Annotated in this window: 17 protein-coding genes; 10 read left to right on the plus strand and 7 right to left on the minus strand. The window is 71.5% G+C overall.

Features of this window, described 5'->3' with window-relative positions; genetic code table 11:
- Positions 1-85 precede the first annotated feature (85 nt).
- Positions 86-931 carry a fused MFS/spermidine synthase gene (locus OG521_33995; GenBank protein ID WUW25506.1) on the plus strand — a complete coding sequence of 282 codons (846 nt, stop codon included), beginning with the start codon at positions 86-88 and terminating at the stop codon, positions 929-931.
- On the opposite strand, the gene OG521_34000 is transcribed toward OG521_33995, so the two are convergent.
- Both OG521_34000 and OG521_34005 read right to left on the minus strand, forming a co-directional pair.
- Positions 893-2,203, minus strand: a complete 1,311-nt coding sequence (locus tag OG521_34000) for an MFS transporter (protein WUW25507.1) — start codon at positions 2,201-2,203, stop codon at positions 893-895. The genes OG521_33995 and OG521_34000 overlap by 39 nt on opposite strands.
- A 51-nt stretch (positions 2,204-2,254) precedes the next feature.
- Positions 2,255-3,376 carry a hypothetical protein gene (locus OG521_34005; GenBank protein WUW25508.1) on the minus strand — a complete coding sequence of 374 codons (1,122 nt, stop codon included), beginning with the start codon at positions 3,374-3,376 and terminating at the stop codon, positions 2,255-2,257.
- A gap of 154 nt (positions 3,377-3,530) precedes the next feature.
- Here OG521_34005 and OG521_34010 point away from each other — a divergent pair, with 154 nt between their 5' ends.
- Together OG521_34010 and OG521_34015 are read left to right on the plus strand one after the other, a co-directional pair.
- The gene (locus OG521_34010) at positions 3,531-3,968 is read left to right on the plus strand and encodes a DUF4442 domain-containing protein (protein ID WUW26893.1); all 438 of its coding nucleotides are present in this window, start codon (positions 3,531-3,533) and stop codon (positions 3,966-3,968) included.
- 190 nt (positions 3,969-4,158) lie between these two features.
- Positions 4,159-4,806 (plus strand): DedA family protein, encoded by a 648-nt coding sequence (locus OG521_34015; protein ID WUW25509.1) that lies wholly within the window; start codon positions 4,159-4,161, stop codon positions 4,804-4,806.
- A 39-nt stretch (positions 4,807-4,845) separates the two neighbouring features.
- Here the strand turns inward: OG521_34015 and OG521_34020 are convergent, their stop codons facing one another.
- Positions 4,846-5,376, minus strand: a complete 531-nt coding sequence (locus tag OG521_34020; protein WUW25510.1) for a gamma carbonic anhydrase family protein — start codon at positions 5,374-5,376, stop codon at positions 4,846-4,848.
- Between the two features lie 171 nt (positions 5,377-5,547).
- On the opposite strand from OG521_34020, the gene OG521_34025 reads away from it, so the two are divergent.
- Positions 5,548-6,285, plus strand: a complete 738-nt coding sequence (locus tag OG521_34025) for an acyltransferase (GenBank protein WUW25511.1) — start codon at positions 5,548-5,550, stop codon at positions 6,283-6,285.
- A 21-nt stretch (positions 6,286-6,306) separates the two neighbouring features.
- On the opposite strand, the gene OG521_34030 is transcribed toward OG521_34025, so the two are convergent.
- On the minus strand, positions 6,307-7,173 hold the full coding sequence (locus tag OG521_34030; GenBank protein ID WUW25512.1) for a DMT family transporter: 867 nt from the start codon (positions 7,171-7,173) through the stop codon (positions 6,307-6,309).
- 94 nt (positions 7,174-7,267) lie between these two features.
- Here OG521_34030 and OG521_34035 point away from each other — a divergent pair, with 94 nt between their 5' ends.
- From OG521_34035 to fxsT, 5 genes are all read left to right on the plus strand, one after another.
- The gene (locus tag OG521_34035; protein ID WUW25513.1) at positions 7,268-7,840 is read left to right on the plus strand and encodes an XRE family transcriptional regulator; all 573 of its coding nucleotides are present in this window, start codon (positions 7,268-7,270) and stop codon (positions 7,838-7,840) included.
- A 44-nt stretch (positions 7,841-7,884) separates the two neighbouring features.
- Positions 7,885-8,439, plus strand: a complete 555-nt coding sequence (locus tag OG521_34040) for a YbaK/EbsC family protein (protein ID WUW25514.1) — start codon at positions 7,885-7,887, stop codon at positions 8,437-8,439.
- Positions 8,440-8,961: 522 nt separating this feature from the next.
- Entirely contained in the window at positions 8,962-11,409 is a 2,448-nt protein-coding gene (locus OG521_34045; protein ID WUW25515.1) for an FxsB family radical SAM/SPASM domain protein, read from the plus strand.
- Between the two features lie 149 nt (positions 11,410-11,558).
- Positions 11,559-12,929 (plus strand): TIR-like protein FxsC, encoded by a 1,371-nt coding sequence (locus OG521_34050; GenBank protein WUW25516.1) that lies wholly within the window; start codon positions 11,559-11,561, stop codon positions 12,927-12,929.
- Complete coding sequence (gene fxsT, locus OG521_34055) at positions 12,913-16,872, plus strand: FxSxx-COOH system tetratricopeptide repeat protein (GenBank protein WUW25517.1); 3,960 nt, start codon at positions 12,913-12,915, stop codon at positions 16,870-16,872. The genes OG521_34050 and fxsT overlap by 17 nt, the downstream gene beginning before the upstream one ends.
- Positions 16,873-16,946: 74 nt before the next feature.
- On the opposite strand, the gene OG521_34060 is transcribed toward fxsT, so the two are convergent.
- The 3 genes from OG521_34060 to OG521_34070 all read right to left on the minus strand — a co-directional run bounded on the left by OG521_34060 (position 16,947) and on the right by OG521_34070 (position 19,241).
- A complete protein-coding gene (locus OG521_34060) occupies positions 16,947-17,810 on the minus strand; it encodes an alpha/beta hydrolase (GenBank protein ID WUW25518.1) in 864 nt (287 codons plus the stop codon).
- Positions 17,811-17,916: 106 nt separating this feature from the next.
- Positions 17,917-18,732 carry an AAC(3) family N-acetyltransferase gene (locus OG521_34065; protein ID WUW26894.1) on the minus strand — a complete coding sequence of 272 codons (816 nt, stop codon included), beginning with the start codon at positions 18,730-18,732 and terminating at the stop codon, positions 17,917-17,919.
- A 98-nt stretch (positions 18,733-18,830) separates the two neighbouring features.
- Entirely contained in the window at positions 18,831-19,241 is a 411-nt protein-coding gene (locus tag OG521_34070) for a CoA-binding protein (GenBank protein WUW25519.1), read from the minus strand.
- A gap of 248 nt (positions 19,242-19,489) precedes the next feature.
- Here OG521_34070 and OG521_34075 point away from each other — a divergent pair, with 248 nt between their 5' ends.
- Positions 19,490-20,116 carry a YigZ family protein gene (locus tag OG521_34075; GenBank protein WUW25520.1) on the plus strand — a complete coding sequence of 209 codons (627 nt, stop codon included), beginning with the start codon at positions 19,490-19,492 and terminating at the stop codon, positions 20,114-20,116.
- Positions 20,117-20,226 lie beyond the last annotated feature (110 nt).

The raw sequence follows: 20,226 nt of genomic DNA on the forward strand, positions 1-20,226 counted from the left end.
TTCCGGGCCCGTCTCCCGTTCACCGCGGGAGGCGGGCCCGTCGTCGCGGTGGGGGAGGGGCCGGATCGCACCCCACAATGGGGGAGTGAACGAGTCGATACCCGTCATCCGCGACGTGGACCAGGGCACCGCCAGACTGCTTCCCGACGTGGACCGGGAGCGGGCCTGGCTGCTCACGGTCGACGGCTCCCCCCAGTCGTACGTCGACCTCGACGCACCGGAGCACCTCGAGTTCGAGTACGCGCGCCGGCTCGCCCACGTCGTGGACTGCGCGGCCGGACCGGGCGTGCCGCTGGACGTCCTGCACCTCGGCGGCGGCGCCCTCATGCTGCCCCGCTACGTCGCCGCGACCCGGCCCGGCTCCCGGCAGGAGGTCGCCGAGGCGGACCGCGGTCTCCTCGCCCTCGTCACCGAGCACCTGCCGCTGCCGGCCGGCAGCGGGATCACCGTGCACGCGGCGGACGCCCGCAAGCAGCTGGAGGAGACCGCACCCGGCTCCGTGGATGTGCTGGTGGCCGATGTCTTCGGCGGCTCGCGGGTACCCGCCCACCTCACCTCGGTCCCCTACGCACGGGCCGCGGCACGGGCGCTGCGCGAGGACGGCGTCTACGCGGCGAACCTGGCCGACGGTGCGCCCTTCGGCTTCCTGCGCTCGCAGCTGGCCACCTTCGCGACCGTCTTCCCCGAACTGGCCCTGATCGCCGAGCCGGCCGTGCTGCGCGGGCGGCGCTTCGGCAACATGGTCCTCGTGGCCTCCCGGGCGCCCCTCGACACGGCCGCCCTGATCCGCCGCTGCGCGGCCGACGCTTTCCCGGCCCGGGTGGAGCACGGGGACGCGGTGACCGCGTTCGTCAAGGGCGCCCGGCCGGTCGGGGACGACGAGGCGGTCGCCTCACCCGAGCCGCCCGACGGTGCCTTCAGCATCGGCTGACACGGGCACGGCCCTGGAGAGCAGCACCTCGGTGGACGAGGTCCGGCGGGTCAGATTGCGTACGTCCGGCACGAACAGCACCGCGCCGGTGACCAGCACGACCAGACCCGCGCAGCCCCACAGCGCCTGACTGCGTCCGACCAGCGACTCGACCGGACCGGCGAGCGCGGTGGCCAGCGGCACCATGGCCACCGAGCCGAACCAGTCGTACGCCGAGACCCGCGACAGCTTCTCCTCCGGGATCTCCTGGTGCATCGCCGTCATCCAGGAGACGCCGAAGACCTCGATGGCCGCCCCGCTGACGAACATCACCACGCAGAGCCCGGCCACCGGCAGCGGTACGGCGAGTCCGGCCGACGGCAGGGCCAGCGGGAAGACGCAGAGGGTCCCGGCCAGCAGCAGCCGGCGAGGCTTCCACCGCATCATGAGCACCGCCCCGCCCAGCGTGCCGACGCCGAACGCGGCGAGCGCGAACCCCCAGGGCCGGGCGCCACCGAGCTCGTCCCGGGCCACCAGCGGCCCGTACACCGCCTCCGCGGCCCCGACGGCGGCCACCACCACCGAGAACTGCGCCACGATGGCCCAGAGCCAGGGGCGGCCGATGAACTCCTGCCAGCCGTCCCGCATGTCGGCGAGCAGACCGCCGCCGGGCTCCCGCGACGGGATGTGGCTGACGTCGAGGAAGGCGCGCAGCGCACCGGCCCCGGCGAAGGCGGCGGCATCGACGGCCAGCACCCAGCCCGGGTCCATCGCGGCGATCATGGCGCCGCCGAGCGCCGCGCCGCCGATGGCCGCGCCCTGGGTGGACATCCGGAAGAGGGCGAAGGCGCGGCCGGCCTGTTCGCCGCTGACACTGGACATCAGCATGCCCTCGGCGGCGGGGTTGAAGAAGGCCTGACCGGTGCCGCACAGGGCGGTGAGCAGCATCATCTGCCACAGCTGGGGGTCACCGGCCAGGACCAGCCACGCGAAGACGGCCTGGGAGACGCAGTTGAGGGTGTTGGCCGCGACCATCACACGATGGCGCGGCAGGCGGTCCGCTATCGCCCCGCCGATCAGCAGGAACAGCACCAGCGGCGCGGTCCTGGCGGCGGCCACCAGACCGACGTCGCCCCCGTCGCCGCCCGCCTGCAGAACCGCGAACGCCGCCGCGATCAGCGCGCCGTGGGTACCCAGGGCGGTGATGATCGCGGCGGCGGTCAGCAGCCGGTAGTTACGGTCCGCAGGTACGGTGCGGTCCTTGCGGGGGGCGGGGGCGGCTGCGTCGGTCACCCAGGGACTATTGCGGTAATGACCCCGTTGTGCCAAATGCGTTTCCGCCGGTCAGGACTTGGTGATCTTCACCAGCCGCACGGTGCTCAGGATCTTCTGGACCGTCGCGTCCGGCAGTTCGTCGGGGACGTTGTCGGCGGCGTACAGCACCCAGGAGGAGAAGGCGCCTTCACTGTTCTTGAAGGTGAAGGCGATGGTCTTGCCGTCGGAGTCGCACTTCTTCTTCTTGGTGACGTTCGGGGCCGTGGCGGTGACCACGCTGCCCGTCAGACCCGACTTGGTCGTGTACTGCTTGGCCTTGCTGATCTTGATGGTCTTCTTCGGCATGTGCTGCGCGTACGCGCCCCACGCCCAGGTGCCCGCCTCGTTCCGGGCGTTCACGGCGGCGTCCGTGGCGCCTTCCGCGCCGCGGGTGCCGGTGCCGGCCAGGCTGTAGTTCTCCTTGGTGCCGTCCTTGTCGAAGTCGTCGACGCACCACTTGCTCTTCAGGTCCGCCGGCGCGGAGAAGCCGATGAGCGGCGGCTTGTCCTCCTTCGCCTCGTCCTCGAAGTACGAGAACGTGCCGGGGGACGAGACCTCCCAGTCACCGGGCACGTCGAACTGGGTGCCCCACTTGGGGTTGGTCACGACCTTCCAGCCCGCGATGAGCGGCTTGGGGTCGCTGTCGCTGCCGCGCGGGTTCGCCTCGGACGGGGACGCGGAGCCGGAGGGCTTGGCGGGCGCGGACGACTTCGTGTCGTCGGCGACGTTCTTGCCGTCCTTGTCGTCGTCCTTGTTCAGCACGACGACGCCCGTGACCGCCGCGGCCACGACGACCGCGGTCGCCGCGACGATGGCGATGACCGTCGTCTTCTTCTTGTCGTTGCCGGGCTGGGGCCCGCCGGGCGGACCGGGCACCGCGTACTGCGGGGCGGTCGGTTGCTGGTACGGGTTGGGCTGCTGGTATCCCGGCTGGCCCTGCTGCGGATAGCCGTACCCCGGCTGCTGCCCCGGCTGACCCTGCTGCGGGTAGCCGTACCCGGGCTGCTGTCCGGGCTGCTGCCCGGTGCCGGGCTGCTGCTGCCCCGGCTGCTGATAGGGATTCGGCTGCTGGTACCCCGGCTGCTGGTACGGGTTCTGGTTCTGGTCCTGCGGGTTTTGCTCGCCCCCGGGCGGCTGCTGTCCTGGCCACATGGCGAGTAACGATAGAGGGGAGCCGTCCGGTCGGCTACGGCCGCCCCCGTGAGCGGACGGTGAAGGATGCGGCCGGGGCCGGAGAGGGTGACCGGTGAGGCATGGCCAAACATCGCTACCCATGAGTAACATCTGGCTCATGAGCGCTGAAAAGATGACCGCCGGCGAGATGCTCGCCGCGACGGTTCCGATGGTCCGGACCCTCAACCTCGAATTCCTGGAGTCCACCGCCGAACGCGCGGTGATCCGCATGCCGGACCAGGCCGACTTCCACAACCACGTCGGCGGACCGCACGCCGGTGCCATGTTCACCCTGGCGGAGTCGGCGAGCGGCGCCATCGTCATCGCCGCCTTCGGTGACCAGCTGACGCGGGCCGTGCCGCTGGCGGTGAGCGCCGAGATCGGCTACCGGAAGCTGGCCATGGGTGAGGTCACCGCGACCGCCACGCTCGGCCGGCCGGTGGCCGACGTCGTCGCCGAGCTCGACGCGGGCAAGCGCCCCGAGTTCCCGGTGACCATCGAGATCACGCGCGCGGACGGCGCCGTGACCGGTGAGATGACCGTCGTCTGGACGCTCCGCCCGAACGCCTGACACCGGATGTCCCCGGCCGGGGCCGCCAGGCACCCGAGAGGGAGCGGGCGGCCCTTCGCCCTGTCCGGCCCCGATCCGCCGGGACCGCCCTTCGCGCTGTTCCGGCCGTCGGGGCGACCGGTAGGCTTCCCGCCGTGCGCCGAGGAGTTGTCCGGCGGGCGATGAGGCCATCACTACGGAGGAACCGGCGTTGCACATCCAGGAGTGGCTGGAGACCGTCCCCGCGATCAGCGTGTACGCCCTGGTGGGCGTCGTCATCGGGCTGGAGAGCCTGGGCATCCCGCTGCCCGGCGAGATCGTACTGATCAGTGCGGCGCTGCTGGCCTCGGGCCACGACGGGATCAACCCCTGGATCCTGGGCGCCTGCGCCACGGCCGGGGCGGTGATCGGCGACTCGATCGGCTACGCCATCGGCCGCAAGGGTGGACGGCCGCTGCTCGCCTGGCTCGGCGGGAAGTTCCCCCGGCACTTCGGCGAGGGCCATATCGCCATGGCGGAGCGCTCGTTCCAGAAGTGGGGCATGTGGGCGGTCTTCTTCGGCCGCTTCGTCGCGCTGCTGCGCATCTTCGCCGGACCGCTCGCGGGCGTGCTGCACATGCCCTACTGGAAGTTCCTCACCGCCAACGTGCTCGGCGGGATCGCCTGGGCCGGCGGCACCACGGCCGTCATCTACTCGGTGGGTGTCGTCGCCGAGGCCTGGCTCAAGCGGTTCTCGTACCTGGGACTCGCGATCGCCGTGCTGATCGGGCTCGCCTCGATGCTGATCCTCAAGAACCGGGCCAAGAAGGCGGCCGCACGGGCCGAGGCCGAACCGGCGGCCGTACCCGTCGCCGACTGACGGCAGGGCGCCCCGGCCGTGCGGCCGGGGCCCGCGTGCTCAGCCCTCGTACGCCTGCCGGTGCGCCTTCGCCAGCTCCACGTAGCCGACGGCGTTGAACCTGATGCCTTCGAGCTCCTCCTCGGTCAGCTGCCGCTTGACCTTCGCGGGCACGCCCGCGACGAGCGAGCCCGGTGGCACCCGCATCCCCTGCGGGACGAGGGCCTGGGCGGCGATCAGCGAGCCGGTGCCGATGTGGGCGCCGTTGAGGACCGTGGCGCCCATGCCGACCAGGACGTCGTCCTCGATGGTGCAGCCGTGCAGCACGGCGTTGTGCCCGACCGAGACGCGCGCGCCGACGGTGACCGGGAAGCCGGGGTCGACATGCACGCTGCAGTTGTCCTGGATGTTGGAGTCGGCGCCGATGACGATGGGGCCGCAGTCCGCCCGCAGCACCGCCTGGTACCAGAGGCTGGAGCCCGCGGCCATGGTGATCTCACCGATCGCGACCGACGTCGGTGCGGTGAAGACGTCGGCGTCGATGGCCGGCTCCTTGCCGCCCATGGCCGTGATCAACGCCTGCTCTGCCATCGCGCGTCCCTCCCTGCTCAGGTGCTGTGGACCGCGGTCGGTCCGATCGCGGCCGGACGGTCCCGCCCGGGAAAACGGTAAGCGACGCGTGCACCGGCCGGACCGCCGGTGGGGTGAAGATCACAGGCGGGTGCGGTGAGCGGCCGCGGGCCCGACGACTACCGTGAGCGCGTGCCGAAGAACAGAAACACGTTCTCATCCCTGACCGCCTGGCGGCGGCGCGCCCTGTCCGGGGCCGTCCATCGCTGCTGGTGCTGGGTGCAGGAGACCGGCGCGGTCACCGCGGCACACCCCGGCGGGCTGCGGTTCCGCCGGATCGGCGAGGGGAGCCGGCTGGCCTTCCCCCAGGGCACGGTGTTCGGGGAACCGTGGATCGAGCTGGGCGCGCACTGCATCATCGGCGAACAGGTCACCCTCACGGCGGGGCTGATGCCCGATCTCGACCTCGGGCCGGAGACCGTCCTGACCCTCGGCGACGGTGTGGTGCTCGGCCGCGGCAGCCATGTCGTCGCCGACACGACGGTGACGATCGGGTCGGACACGTACTGCGGACCGTACGTCTACATCACCTCGACCAACCACAGCTACGACGACCCGCAGCAGCCGGTCGGCAAGCAGTGGCCGCGGATGGAGCCGGTGGTCATCGGGCCGGGCTGCTGGATCGGCACGGGGGCGGTGATCCTGCCCGGCGCCCGGCTGGGCCGCAACGTGGTGGTGGCCGCGGGTGCGGTGGTACGCGGCGAGGTGCCCGACCACGCGGTCGTGGCCGGGGCTCCGGCCCGTGTCGTACGGAGCTGGGACGCCGAGAAGGGCTGGCAGCCGCCCCTGCGCACACCGGCTCCGGTGCCGATCCCCGAGGGCGTGACCCCCGAACAGCTGCTGGCCGTGGCGGAGCTCGACGAGAGCTGACCGGCCCGCCCGTACCGGCTGTCACCCGGTCGCGAGCAGTACCGTGCCGAGAAGCGCGAGCCCGGCTCCCGCCGCCTGCACACCGCGCAGCCGCTCGCCGAGGAATCCCCGCGCGGCCAGGGCCGTGACCACCGGGTAGAGCGAGGCCAGCACGGCGGCGACGGTGACCGGACCGTGCTGTGCGGCGATCGAGTAGGTGCCGTTCGCCGCGACGTCCGCGAGACCCACGAAGGTCAGCGCCGGCAGCGCGCCGAGCACCACGGCGGCACCGCCCTCCTCGGGCAGCGCCCGGCCTCCGCGCCGCACGGAGACGTACAGAGCCGTGCCGCCCACCGCGACGTTGGTGATCCGCTGCACGAAGAGCGCCAGGAACAGCCCGGTCACGGTGGTGGACGCCTCGGCGATGAGGGACATCACGGCCCCGAAGCCGAAGGCCGCGACCAGGGTCAGCAGGACCGCCTGCCGCTGCACCGGGGCGCCGCGCAGCTGCGGCCCGCCCGCCATCACGATGCCCGCCACGGCGACGGCCACCCCGGCGAACTGCAGGAGCCCGGGCCGCTCGCCGACGATCAGTCCGACGCTCACCGGCACGGCCACCCCCAGCGAACCGAGCGGCGACACCACCCCCATCGGGCCGAGCGCCAGCGCCTTGTAGAAGCTCAGCATCGCGACCGGCCCCACCGCGCCCGCCGCGACGGCGAACCAGAGCTGCCCGCCGGCCTCGCTCCAGCCGCCGGTGGCGACCACGATCACGCCGAGCACGGCCGCGGCGACGACCTGCGAGACGACCACCACGGTCAGCGCGGGCGTACGCCGGGTCAGGAGGCCGCCGCCGAAGTCGGCCAGACCCCACAGCAGGCTGGTGGCCAGGGCGAACAGTGCGGTCATGGGCGAGCCTCGCAGTACAGTGCGGTGGACGGTTGGGTGCACCACACCGTAGTGCAGTATTTTCGACTCTGTCATCCAAAATATTGGACGGAACGTGACTGACCTCGACCAGCTGACCCAGTCCCTCGCGCGCAACCTCAAGCGCTGGCGCGGTGAGCGGGGGTTCACTCTGGACGCACTCGCCACGCGTGCCGGGGTCAGCCGCGGCATGATCATCCAGATCGAACAGGCCCGCACCAATCCGAGCGTCGGCACCACGGTCAAGCTCGCCGACGCGCTCGGGGTCAGCATCACCACACTGCTCGACTACGACCAGGGCTCCCCGGTCCGCCTGGTGCCCGAGGACCAGGCCGTCCGCATGTGGTCCACGGAAGCGGGCAGTTCCACCACCCTGCTGGTCGGCACCGAGGCCCGGGGCCCGCTGGAGCTGTGGACCTGGCATCTGGTGCCCGGTGACGGCAGCGCCTCCGACCCGCATCCCGAGGGCACCGTGGAACTGCTCCACGTCGCCGCGGGCACCCTCACCCTGGACGTGGACGGCGCCTCGTACACCGTGCCGGCGGGCACGTCCGCCACCTTCGAGGCCCATCACCCGCACGCCTATCGCAACGAGGGTTCCGAAGCCGTCGACGTCACCATGGCGGTCTCCATCCCGCCCGTCAGATGAGACGCTCAACCGGCAGGCAAGGAGGGGCTGTTAGCGTGTCCCGCATGCGCGCCCCCATCGGCTCCTTCGAGGACGCCTGCCCCGCTGCCGACCGTCTCGCACTCCTCACCGCGCCGGTGGCCGCGGCGGTACGCGAAGGCTGGGGCGACATCCCCGCCGAGCAGATCATCCACGTCGACACGGACCCGGAGATCGCCGACACGGCGGCCTTCGTGGAGCACCACGGAGCCGATCTGCTGGAGCGCTCGGCCAACTGTGTCGTCGTGGCCGGCAAGCGCGGCGGCGAGGTCACCCTCGCCGCCTGTCTGGTCCTCTCCCACTCCCGCGTCGACGTGAACGGCGCCGTCCGCAAGCACCTCGGCGCCCGCAAGGCGTCGTTCGCCCCGATGGACACGGCGGTCGGTGAGACGGGCATGGAGTACGGCGGCATCACCCCGGTCGGACTCCCGGGCGGCTGGCCGCTGTTGATCGACTCCGCCGTCGTGGACGAGGAGTGGGTCCTCGTCGGCAGCGGCACCCGGCGCGGCAAGCTGATCATGCCGGGCAAGGCGCTGGCGGCGCTGCCGGGGGCCGTGGTCGTCGAGGGCCTGGGAGTCTGACCGAATCGTGTCTCGGTTGCCGGTCCTGTTTCCGCATCAGTCTGGTCCGGGCCTCCCCGCTGCGGGAGGCTGGGCCTGGCATGCCCTGGCTCCGGCGAACGGGCCGGGCGGGGAGCGGATTGGGCCATCCGGGGGTGGTGCGCGTGACCGCAGGGCGGGTGCGCGCGTTGTGGTGCGCAGCGCCCCGACGTGTGTCCAAGTGGCTATCTCTGAAGATTTGTCCTATTTATAAGGAAAACCAGGGATTCTTCCCTGTCCATATCGGGGTTCGCGATCATGGACGTCCTCAACATGAAGGGCCTTAAATGAAAACTACACTCGTCTCGGCGGCCGTCCGGCCGGGGTTCGCGCCCCGCAGCCAGGCCGTGCCCCGGGTGCCGCTCGCGCAGCGAGCCGCTGTCCAGGGTGGCGGGGCCCTGCCCGCATCGATCAGCCGGCTCCTGCCGACTGACACCGGGGCGAGTCCGTTGGTGATCGCAGCCTTTCAGTCGTCCGTCTGAGTAGCCGGAACCGTCACGCGTCATGGACCGGCCACCCCCTTCTTTGAGCCAATTCGTGCTGAAGATGCACAGCCGTTGTGATCTTGCCTGCGATCACTGCTACGTGTACGAGCACGCGGACACGAGCTGGCGCGGCCGGCCCCGGGCGGTGACGAGACAGACCCTGGCCAGGGCGGCCGACCGCATCGCGGAACACGCCCTGGCGCACGGGCTCCCCGTCGTTCACGTCGTCCTGCACGGCGGGGAACCGCTGCTCGCCGGCCCGGAACTGATCCGGTGCGCGGCCGAGGAGCTCACCCGCGCACTCGACGGCATCAGCGCACTGGACCTGCGCATCCACACCAACGGCGTCCTCCTCAGCGAGGACTTCTGCGACCTCTTCGCCGAACTGGGCATCAAGGTAGGGGTGTCGCTCGACGGCGACCGGGTCTCCAACGACCGCCATCGCCGCTACGCCGACGGACGCACCAGCCACCCCCAGGTGCTGCGCGCCGTCGCACTGCTCAACCGCCCGGGCTACCGGCGGCTCTTCGCCGGGCTGCTCTGCACGATCGACGTGGAGAACGACCCCGTCGCCGTGTACGACGCCCTGGTGGCCCTGGACCCGCCGCGCATCGACTTCCTGCTCCCGCACGCGACCTGGGACGTGCCGCCGCCCCGGCCGCACGGATCGGTCACGCCCTATGCGGACTGGCTCGACGTGATCTACCGGCGCTGGGACGCGGCGGGCCGGCCGGTGCCGGTGCGGATCTTCGACTCGGTGCTGCGGACACTGCGCGGCGAGAGCAGTCTCACCGAGTCGCTGGGCCTGGCCCCGGCGGATCTCGTGGTCATCGAGACGGACGGCACGTTCGAACAGGCCGACAGCCTCAAGACGGCCTACGACGCGGCACCCGCCACCGGCATGAACCTCGTCGACCACACCCTCGACGAGGTGCTCGCCCATCCGGGCATGCTCGCCCGGCAGCAGGGTCTGGAGCAGCTCGCCGACGAGTGCCGTGCCTGCCCGGTGGTCGACTCCTGCGGCGGCGGCCTCTACGCACACCGCTACCGGACCGGGAGCGGCTTCCTCAACCCCTCGGTGTTCTGCCCCGACCTGATGGAACTGATCGTGAACATTCGTGACCGGGAAGCCGCGACGGCCGTGGTGAGCGGCCCGGAGCCGCTCGACGAGGCCGGACTCGGTGCGACGGGACTCGACGAGCTGGCCTCGGGCTTCGGCAGCGACCGGACCGTGGCCCGGCTCGTCGCGGCCCAGGCAGAGATCAACCACGAACTGCTCGCCGCCGTCGGCGAACGCGCCCCGCGCACCGACCGCACGGCGATGCAGGCCTGGGAGCTGCTGGTCGACATCGACGCGTGCGCGCCCGAGGCGCTGGACGCCGTCCTCGCGCACCCGTACACCAGGCCATGGGCGCTCGGTGTGCTCCGGGACGGGACGCGACGGGACGCCGCGGCTCCCGGCCTGGCGGAGATCGCGGCCGCCGCCGTGCTGCGGGCCCGGCGGGGCGACATGGTCGCGGTCCCCGTGCGGGAAGGACTGCTGCGCCTGCCCGGGCTCGGCTCGGTGGCGCTGCCGCCGGACGCCGCGCTCGCCGAAGTGAGCGCGGACGCCGAGGGGTTCTCGGTACGGGCGGCGGGGCGCCGTGTGCGGATCGACTGGGAGGAGGGGGTGGACGGACTCACTCCGTACTGGCAGCCGGTGCGCGTGGTCGAACGTCCCGGCTGGTCGGTGGCGCTGGAGGACACCGACCCGCTGCGCGACCGCCACCAGTGGCCCGTCGCCCCACGGCTCTCCGCGGGCGAGGCGAAGCTCTGGGCGCAGGACCTGGCCGAGGCCTGGACCCTGATCCAGGACGAACTCCCGGGCTACGCACCGGGGGTGGCGACCGGACTGCGGGTCGTCACTCCGCTGCACGCACCCGGGGGCAGCGATGTCAGCGCGGCGTCGCGGGATGCCTTCGGGGCGATCGGCGCGGCCCGGCCGGACACCCCGGAACTGCTGGCCCTGCTCATCGTCCACGAGTTCCAGCACGTGAAGCTGGGCGCCGTTCTGGACAGCCTCGACCTCCACCACCCCGACGACGGCGGACGGCTGTTCTACGCGCCCTGGCGACCCGACCCGCGGCCACTGGACGGTCTGCTCCAGGGCACGTACGCGCACATCGCCGTCACGGACTTCTGGCGCGTGCGCAGGCACACGGCACAGGGCATCCTGGCGGGCGCGGCCGAAGCGCGGTTCGCCCGGTGGCGGGAGCAGACGACGCAAGCCGTGGAGGTGCTGGCCGGATCGGGGCTGCTGACCCCGCTCGGCGAGCGGTTCGTGGCCGGAATGCGCGGCACGGCCGAGACCTGGGAGACGGAAGAGGTCTCCGCCGCGGCCCTGGCCCGGGCGCGGGACTCGGCCGGGCGTCATCGCGCCGACTGGATCGCCCGCAATCCGGTGCATGGAGCGCAGCTCCGTCCTTGATCCCTTTCAAAATTGGCGGATATGGCAGCAATTGATTGACCGGCACCGAAAGCGGAGCGGCCGGATTGGCAAATAGGCGCGTTCCTGCCGTTCCGCCGAAGATTCGATACTTCCTAGACTGAGGTCCCACACGTGGACCGGGGGAGACGTTGGATCTTGAAGGTGCCGGAGCACAGGGAGATGAGCCGAGACCGTACTTCTTCCTCAGCTATGCGCATACACCCAGGAACGATCCGAAGGACAAAGATCCGAATCTCTGGGTCGAGAGATTCTACCGGGACCTGTGTGCCCACGTTCTGCAGCTGACGTCCTTGCCCGCCGGGGTTCCGGCCGGGTTTCTGGATCAGCAGATGCAGCCCGGAGAGGGATGGCAGGAGCGCCTCTCCGAATCCCTCGCGTACTGCAAGGTGTTCGTTCCGCTCTACTCGCCGCGCTATTTCCTGAGTGAGCAGTGCGGCCGGGAGTGGTACGCGTTCTCCAGCCGTGCGGTGCACTATCAGGCTGCCCGCAGCAACGGCAGCCAGATGTCGGGAATCGTGCCGGCGCTCTGGGTTCCCGTACCGCCCAGACACCTGCCGCAGCCGGCCGAGAGACTGCAGTTCAATCACGCCGCCTTCGGTGAGGAATACGCCGACGAGGGGTTCTACGGACTGATCAAACTGCGCTATCTGCGGGACCAGTACGAAAGGGCCGTCTATCTGCTGGCCAAGCGGATAGTGAAGGTGGCGGAGCAGAGCCGGATGCCGGAGGGGGACCCGCACCAGGACTACGCCGCGGTGCCGAGTGCCTTCGGACCGCCCGGCAGGGCCCGGCAGATGGAGATATCCGTCCTCGCCTGTTCCCGCTCCGACCTGCCGCCCGACCGGGCACCGGACTGCTACGGGCCCGCGCAGCGGGACTGGAATCCCTACCACCCCAAATCGTCCAGGCCGCTGGCCGACCACGCCGTCGACCTCGTGCGCAACCTCGACTACCAGGTGAGGGTGGGCGAGTTCGAGGCGGAGGCCGAGCGGATGCTCGGTGCCGAGCGGCCGCAGGCCCCGGGGCTGCTCCTGCTGGACCGGTGGGCGCTGGATACCCCGCGCCGCCAGGAGCTGCTGCGGCGGCTGAGCGAGAACGGCCGGCCCTGGATCAGCGTCATGGTCCCGTGGAACAGGGACGATCCCGACTCCGGGCGCCGGGAGGCCGAACTGCGCGCCGTGGTCGAGGGGGTACTCGAATCCGGGCCCGAGGGCGAGCACGGTCACCGGTCGCACGGCGGCGGCGTCCCCACCCTGGAGGCCTTCAGCCAGGAACTCCCGGGAGCCGTGAAGTCCGCGGAACGCCACTACGCCGCGCATGCCGAGACATTTCCGCCCGAGGGCGCGGGCGGTGCGATGCCACGACTGCTGATCGACGGCGTCGGCTACGGAAGCAGTAATTCCGCTCCATCTGTTACCGGTACGGGCCAGGACACGGGCGATACCGGCGACGGTGACGCCCCCGAGGGGGAGGACCCAGCAGATGACCGAGAACCGTGACGGAACAGTCGTCACCTTCTACTCCTACAAAGGCGGCACGGGGCGCACCATGGCGCTCGCCAATACCGCCTGGATTCTCGCCGCCAACGGCTACCGGGTGCTCGCCGTCGACTGGGATCTCGAAGCCCCCGGACTGCACCGGTTCTTCCATCCCTTTCTCGATCTCTCCGATCTGGCCGCCACACCCGGGCTGATCAATATGATCACCGAATACCAGGAGGAGGCGCGCAGGCCGGCGGCGCGCGATCCGGAGTGGCACCGTGAATACGCCCGGGTCCGGCCGCACGCCACTTCGCTCAACTGGGCCTTCCAGCACGGCGGAAGCCTTGATTTCCTTTCCGCGGGACGCCGCAACCGGGACTATTCCTCGACCGTGGGCCGGATGGACTGGGACGACTTCTACGAGCGCTACGGCGGTGGCCAGTTCTTTGACGCCATGCGGGCCGACATGCAGAAACACTATGACTTCACCTTGATCGACAGCCGCACCGGACTGAGCGACATCGCCGACATCTGCACCGTCCAGATGCCGCAGGTGCTGGTCGTCTGCTTCACCCTCAGCGACCAGAGCATCGAGGGCGCGTCCGCCGTGGCCCGCGACATCGAGGAGCGGTTCCACGACAAGCACATACGCATCCTGCCCGTGCCGATGCGCATCGACGACGGCGAGAAGGAGAAGGCCGACGCCGGCCGGGCGCTGGCCCGGGAGAGCTTTCCCGGATTCCCCAGCGGCCTGTCCAGCGAGGAACTGGCCAACTACTGGGGCACGGTGGAGATTCCCTACCGGCCCTTCTACGCCTACGAGGAGATCCTCGCCACCTTCGGTGACGCGCCGAACATATCGAGCTCCATGCTCACCTCCTGCGAACGGCTGACCTCGGTGCTCACCGAGGGCCGGGTCAGCGCGCTGCCCGCGATGGACGAGTCGGAGCGGCTGGCCTACGTGGCCGCCTACACCCGCCGCAGGCCTGTCCCGCCGTCCAACATCGTCCTCACCTATGTGGCGGAGGACCAGATGTGGGCGGACTGGCTGGAGTCGGTCCTCACCCGGTCCGGATTCCATGTCGTGCCCGTGGACGTGCGCACCTCCCACACCGCCTGGAACGACGCGGAATGGGCGACGGCGGGTGCCTTCCGGGTCGTCCCGGTCGTCTCGCAGGCCTACCAGAGTTCGAGCAGGGCCCGCAGTCTGTGGGAGTCCGCGCTGGGCCTCGACCCCTCGGGCAGCCGCCGCCAGCTCGTTCCGGTGCGGATCAGCGACGTACGGCTGACCATGCCGCTCAACAGCAGGGGCATCGTGGACGTCGCCCGGCTGGACGAACGCGAGGCGGCCACCGCCGTGCTCACGGCACTGGACCGGCCCGAGGCCATCGAGTCGGCGCAGGCCGCACCCGGCGGCCCGCGCTTCCCGGGCACGGTCCCCCGGGTGTGGAACGTACGCCCCCGGCATGCCGAGTTCACCGGCCGCGGCTCCGTACTGGTGCGCCTGCGCGACCAGTTACGCGGCAGCAACCGCGCCGCACAGCATCTGCCGCAGGTCCTCTACGGGCTCGGCGGCGTCGGCAAGACCCAGGTGGCGCGGGAGTACGCGCACCGGTTCCGGGCCGACTACGACCTGGTGTGGTGGGTGGAGGCCGAGCAGCCCGACCGGGTGGTCTCGTCACTCGCGGAACTCGCCGAGCAGATGGACCTGCGGGCCGGGGAGGTGGTCGCCGAGGCGGCCAGGGCAGCACTCCAGGCGCTGCGCAGCGGGGCACCGTACGCCCGCTGGCTGCTCATCTTCGACAACGTCGAGGACCTGGACAAGGCGCTGGAACTCTTCCCCGACGAGACCGGACCGCTCACCTCCGGGCTCTACGGCCACATTCTCGCCACCTGCCGCAACAAGCCGATCTCCGGCCGGGTGGAGCCGGTCGAGGTCGAGGTGTTCACCCGCTCGGAGAGTGTCGAGCACCTCTGCCGCAGAGTGCGGAAGCTGCCCGCGAGGGACGCGGACCGGGTGGCGGAGGCCGTCGGGGACCTGCCGCTCGCCGTGGAGGTGGCCGCGGCCTGGCTGGCCGAGACCGCCACCCCCGTCGACGCCTACGTCGAACAGCTCAGGGAGCAGAGCACCAAAGTGCTCTCCCTGGGCAGGCCCGAGGACTACGCCCTGCAGATCGGCGCCACCTGGAACATCTCCATCGCCCGGCTGCGCAACGAGTCCAGAGCGGCGGTCCGGCTCCTCGAACTGTGCGCCTTCTTCTCCGCCGAGCCGATATCGATGACCCTCATCGGCAGCGACTCGATGTTCCGCTCCCTGCTGCCGTACGACCCCGACCTCCGCGAGCGGTACATGCTGGGCCGTGTCATCCAGGCGCTCAACCGGTTCGCCCTGGCCAAGGTGGACCCGGCGGACAGCAGTATCCAGGTCCACCGGCTCGTCCAGGCCGCCGTCCGGGCCGGACTGTCGCCCGAGGAGCGGGACACGGCCGTCCACGAGGTGCACCGCATCCTCGCCGAGGCCCGGCCGGCCCAGGGCGCCGACCAGGACAACCCGGTGAACGACCCGAGGAGCTGGCCGGCCTTCGAGCTGATCTGGCCGCACCTGGGACCTTCGGGCGTCGCCGACTGCGACGAGGCCGAGGCCCGGCAGCTCATGGTCGACCGCATCCGCTACCTCCTCAAACGCGGCGAGCTGGAGAGCGCCCGGGTGCTGGGGACCCAGCTCAACAAGACCTGGACCGAGGAGCTCGGCGAGGACGACCTGCAGACCCTCAACCTGCGCTTCGAACTGGCCAACGCCCTGCGTGCACAGGGGCGTTACCCGGAGGCCCGCCGGATGGACGAGGACACCCTCGCCCGGCAGACCCGCCTGCTGCGCAAGGACCATCCCAGCCTGCTGATCACCACCGGCAGCCTCGCCGCCGACCTGCGGGCGCTGGGCCGGTTCGACGAGGCGCTGGCCCGGGACCAGAAGATCCACCACGTGATGCGCGAGACGTTCGGGGACAATCACCCCCGCACTCTCGTCGCCGCCCACAACCTCGCCATCGACTACCGGCTGACCGGTGACAGCGAAGCGGCCCGCAGGCTCGACGACCTCACCGTGGAGCGCCGCAGCACGCTGCTCGGCGAGGACCACCCGTACACCCTGACGACCAAGGGCCACCTGGGCCGTGATCTGCGCGAGACCGGGGAGTACGAGTCCTCCGTGCAGATCCTCCGTGAGGTCAAGGCCGCCTTCGAACGGGTGCTCAACGCGGACGTGCCCGAGGCGCTGCGCACGGCCAAGAGCCTGGCCGTGTCCCTGCGCAAGGCGGGCCACCCGCACGAGGCGAAGCTGCTGACGGAGGAGACGTACAACCGCTACCGGGAGCGGTACGGCACCAAGGTGCCCGACGCCCTCGCCTGCGGGCTCAACCTCGCGGCGGACTTCTCCGCGGTCGGCGACAAGCAGGCGGCACTGGACCTGGCCCAGCAGTCCCTGGACGGCTACCGGGCCACTCTGGGCGAGGACCATCCGTTCACCCTGGCCTGCCGCAACAACGTCGCCATCTACCTGCGGGGCATGGGAGCGGCCCAGTCGGCGGCGGAGGCCGGCGAGGAGGTCAGGTCCGCGCTGGAGGACAGCCTGGGAGCACAGCATCCCTTCACCCTCTGCGCCGCGATCAACCTGGCCAACGCCTACGGCGACCTGAACCGGCCGCAGTCGGCGGAGCGCTGGGAGCGGGCCGCTCTCGACGGCCTGCTGGACCGGTACGGTCCCGCGCACCCCGATGTGCTCGCCTGCCGCTCCAACCTGGCCGTCACCCTGCGCTCCATGGACCGGGAGCGGGAGGCGGAGCGGCTGCGGGCCGAAGTCGTGCCCCTGGCCGTCGAGCACCTGGGGATGGACCACCCCATCGCGGTCGCGGCCCGCACCGGGCGGCGCATCAACCGCGATCTGGAACCGCAGCCGGTCTGAGCCGCGCGGGCGGCGGGGCGGTCATCCGGAGCGATCCGGCCGCCCTGCCGCCGCCGGCGGGTGCGACCGGACGGTCATCGGGTGACCCAGCCCAGCACCCGGGTCAGCACACGCAGCGCGCCGAAGTGCGCGGCTCCGCGCTCCACCACGGTCTCCGCGCCGGGGATGCGCTCGCCGAGCCAGCGGGTGTGCTGCGCCGGTGCGTACACATCGTCCTCGCCGTGCCACAGCAGCACGGGCGAGGCGATGTCCTCCGGCCGGAACCCCCAGTCGCTGCTGAACGACATGACGTCGTCGACCCAGCCGTCGGCCGAACTGCGCAGCCCCTCGGCGAAGTTGCGCACCAGCATGGCGCGGATGCCCGTGTCGGAGACGATCCCGCGGTCCGAGGCCGAGAGTCCGCGGTGCATGTCGACGACCGAACCCATCGGATCCGCCCGGATCGACGCCGACCGGCGTTCCAGTGCCGCGGTGAGCCGGCCCCGTCCGGCCGCTGCGTTGATGTACTCACGGACGTTCGACTCGGTCATGCCCTCGAACCAGTCGAGCCCGGGGGCGTCGCGGGGCGCCAGGCCGACGAGGGCGGCCGTACGGGCGACCCGCCCCGCCAGCAGGGCGGCGCAGGCGAGGGCGTGCGGCGCTCCGCCCGACCGTCCGACCACGGCGAACTCGCCGATGCCCAGGGCGTCGGCGATGGCGGCGACATCGGCGGCCACATGGGACACGGCACGGCCGGGCAGCCGGTCGGACGCCCCGTAGCCGGGACGGTCGTAGGCGATGAGGTGGATGCCCAGCCGGTAGAGCACCGCCCCCCGCGGGGCCGGTCCGAGCCGGCTGCCCGGGGTGCCGTGGAGCAGGAACACCGGTCTGCCGCGCGGATTCCCGAAGCGCTCCACGGCGAGATCCCTGCCGTCCTCGGTACGGATCAGCTGCTCCATCCGGTGCCTTCCCCTCGGGGCCGATACGCGGTAAGTATGAGCGCCACAAGGGAAGTTGGATATAGATGCACCGGCCAGGAGGTTGTCGCGCGGGCGTGAAGCACCGTCAGATGTGCGCCCCTTGCGCGCCTCTGTGCGCCGGTAGCCACCCCGTGGCGAAGGACACCGCGGCCGGGAAGCGGAACAGCCGGCTCGCGGCGGAGCCGACCGGGGCGGTGCGGACGGCGCCGGGCTCCGATCGTTCGAAGTCCGCGCCCAGTTCCGCGAAGTCGCCGTCGTCCAGGGCCACGTCCTCGTACTCCCACCACCGGCTCCCGCCCCCGCCACCCACCACACAGCGGTATGTGCGGCGGGGCGGCGACGGCACCCGGTACTCCGCCAGGTGGAACGCGGTGCAGGAGCCGAAGCCGGTGCCGAGCAGCAGGATCTGCGCCCGCAGTTCGTGCAGACGGGCCAGCGGGGAGTCCTCGCCCAGATGGCAGTCCGGACGGTGGTCCGCCACCACATGTCCGGCCAGCGGGCCCAGTGCGGCGAACGAGGTCTGCGGATGCGCGCTGCGCACGGAGCCGGGGGAGCGGCGCACCGTTTCGGAGAGCCGGCCCATCGACGGGGCGGGTGTGAGCGCCGGGTCGAAAGCGGGCATCGCCGCCCGTACCGCCTCCCGGTCCCGCTCACCGAGGCCGTGGACGGTGGCGCGGAACTGCGGGGAGGTGTCGGAGTTCTCCGGCGTGAAGGACGGGACCACGAGTGTGCCCTCCGGCCCCAGCGCCTCCCGCAGCGCCGCGGCGACCGTGCCCGCGCCACCGTTCACCGCCCCCACCGCGCTCAGTGACGCGTGCACCATCAGCACCCCGCCGCGCTCGACGCCGAGCGCGGCGAGCTGTCCGGACAGCAGGGCCCGGCTGTGGGGCGCGGTGGACACGCTCGGTGCGTGGGCGGTACTCACAGCGGGCCATCCTCCCAGCCCAGAGCGGAGTGTGATACCCCGTGACACCCCGCACATACGACCGGCCGGCGCTCTCAGCCGTTCAGTGCGGGGATCTCGATAGCGGGGCACCGGTCCATGACCATGTCCAGCCCGGCCGCCCGGGTGCGTTCGTACGCCTCCTCGTCGATCACGCCGAGCTGGAACCAGACGGCGGAGGCGCCGATCGCGACGGCCCGGTCCGCGACGGGGCCGGCGAGCTCACTGTTGACGAAGACGTCGACGACGTCGACGGGGAACGGAATGGATTCGAGGTCCGGATAGCCCTGCTCGCCGTGGACGGTCTCGGCCTTCGGGTGCACCGGCACGATCCGCTTCCCGTGGCGCTGCAGGACTTCCGCCACCCCGTAGGCGGCCCGGCCGCGGTTGGACGACAGGCCGACGACCGCCCAGGTGTCACCGAGCCCGGTGAGGATCTTGCGCACAGTCTCGGGCGACCCGTACATGTCTGACTCCTGATCGGTGGGAATGCTCCTGGCCGGTCAACGACGCGGAGCGCCGTGCGATTCCCGATCCGGCCGGCGGGGGAGGCCTTGACCGTCCGGTCGGGGTGCGAGGTGGATCCCGGGCACGACCGGTTCTCGCACACCGGAGCGGCGGGCCGCCCGCGCCCGACGGCGAGCACGACGATGCTCTTCGCGAGGCCGGAGCGGCCCCGAAGATCACGTTCCGCCGCTGCACATAAGGTGGCCGGATGCAGGAGCAGTACCGGACAGTCGCCCGTGCGGGCGTGCACGAGACCGAGATCAACCGCTCGCGCTTCATCTGCGCGCTGGCCCCCGCCGCCACCGAGCAGGAGGCGCAGGACTTCGTCGCACGCATCCGCAGGGAACACCCGACCGCCTCGCACAACTGCTTCGCGTACGTGATCGGCGCCGACGCCTCCGTCCAGAAGGCCAGTGACGACGGCGAGCCGGGAGGCACCGCGGGCGTCCCCATGCTCCAGATGCTGACGCGCCGCGAGATGCGCTACGTCGTCGCGGTCGTCACCCGCTACTACGGCGGGGTGAAGCTCGGCGCCGGCGGGCTGATCCGGGCGTACGGGGGAGTGGTCGGCGAGGCCCTCGACGCCATCGGCACCCTCACCCGGCAGCGCTTCCGGATCGCGACGGTCACGGTCGGCCATCAGCGCGCCGGACGGCTGGAGAACGAACTGCGGGCCACCGGACGCAGCGTGCGCGAGGTCAGTTACGCGGAGGCGGTGACCATCGAGATCGGGCTGCCGGACGCCGATGTCGAGGACTTCCGCCGCTGGCTGGCCGACGCGACCGCGGGCGAGGCGGAACTGGAACTGGGCGACGAGGCCTACGGTGACGCCTGAGCCCGTCCGGGGCCGTCCTGCGGCAGCCGCCCCGGGCGCGTCCCCGGTGATGGGAGACTGTGATGCGTGAGGGAACAGGGGCAGGAGTGCGCAGCCGCGCCGGGGACCGG

This window comes from Streptomyces sp. NBC_01463, assembly GCA_036227345.1.
In the GTDB taxonomy this organism is placed as follows: Bacteria; Actinomycetota; Actinomycetes; order Streptomycetales; family Streptomycetaceae; genus Streptomyces.

What these genes read in the sequence shown, in the direction of transcription:
- OG521_34005 (WUW25508.1), bottom strand. Translation starts at nt 3,376, where the DNA reads ATGTGGCCAGGACAGCAGCCGCCCGGGGGCGAGCAAAACCCGCAGGAC.
- OG521_34010 (WUW26893.1), top strand. Translation starts at nt 3,531, where the DNA reads ATGACCGCCGGCGAGATGCTCGCCGCGACGGTTCCGATGGTCCGGACC.
- OG521_34020 (WUW25510.1), bottom strand. Translation starts at nt 5,376, where the DNA reads ATGGCAGAGCAGGCGTTGATCACGGCCATGGGCGGCAAGGAGCCGGCC.
- OG521_34030 (WUW25512.1), bottom strand. Translation starts at nt 7,173, where the DNA reads ATGACCGCACTGTTCGCCCTGGCCACCAGCCTGCTGTGGGGTCTGGCC.
- OG521_34040 (WUW25514.1), top strand. Translation starts at nt 7,885, where the DNA reads ATGCGCGCCCCCATCGGCTCCTTCGAGGACGCCTGCCCCGCTGCCGAC.
- OG521_34045 (WUW25515.1), top strand. Translation starts at nt 8,962, where the DNA reads ATGGACCGGCCACCCCCTTCTTTGAGCCAATTCGTGCTGAAGATGCAC.
- fxsT (WUW25517.1), top strand. Translation starts at nt 12,913, where the DNA reads ATGACCGAGAACCGTGACGGAACAGTCGTCACCTTCTACTCCTACAAA.
- OG521_34060 (WUW25518.1), bottom strand. Translation starts at nt 17,810, where the DNA reads ATGGAGCAGCTGATCCGTACCGAGGACGGCAGGGATCTCGCCGTGGAG.
- OG521_34070 (WUW25519.1), bottom strand. Translation starts at nt 19,241, where the DNA reads ATGTACGGGTCGCCCGAGACTGTGCGCAAGATCCTCACCGGGCTCGGT.
- OG521_34075 (WUW25520.1), top strand. Translation starts at nt 19,490, where the DNA reads ATGCAGGAGCAGTACCGGACAGTCGCCCGTGCGGGCGTGCACGAGACC.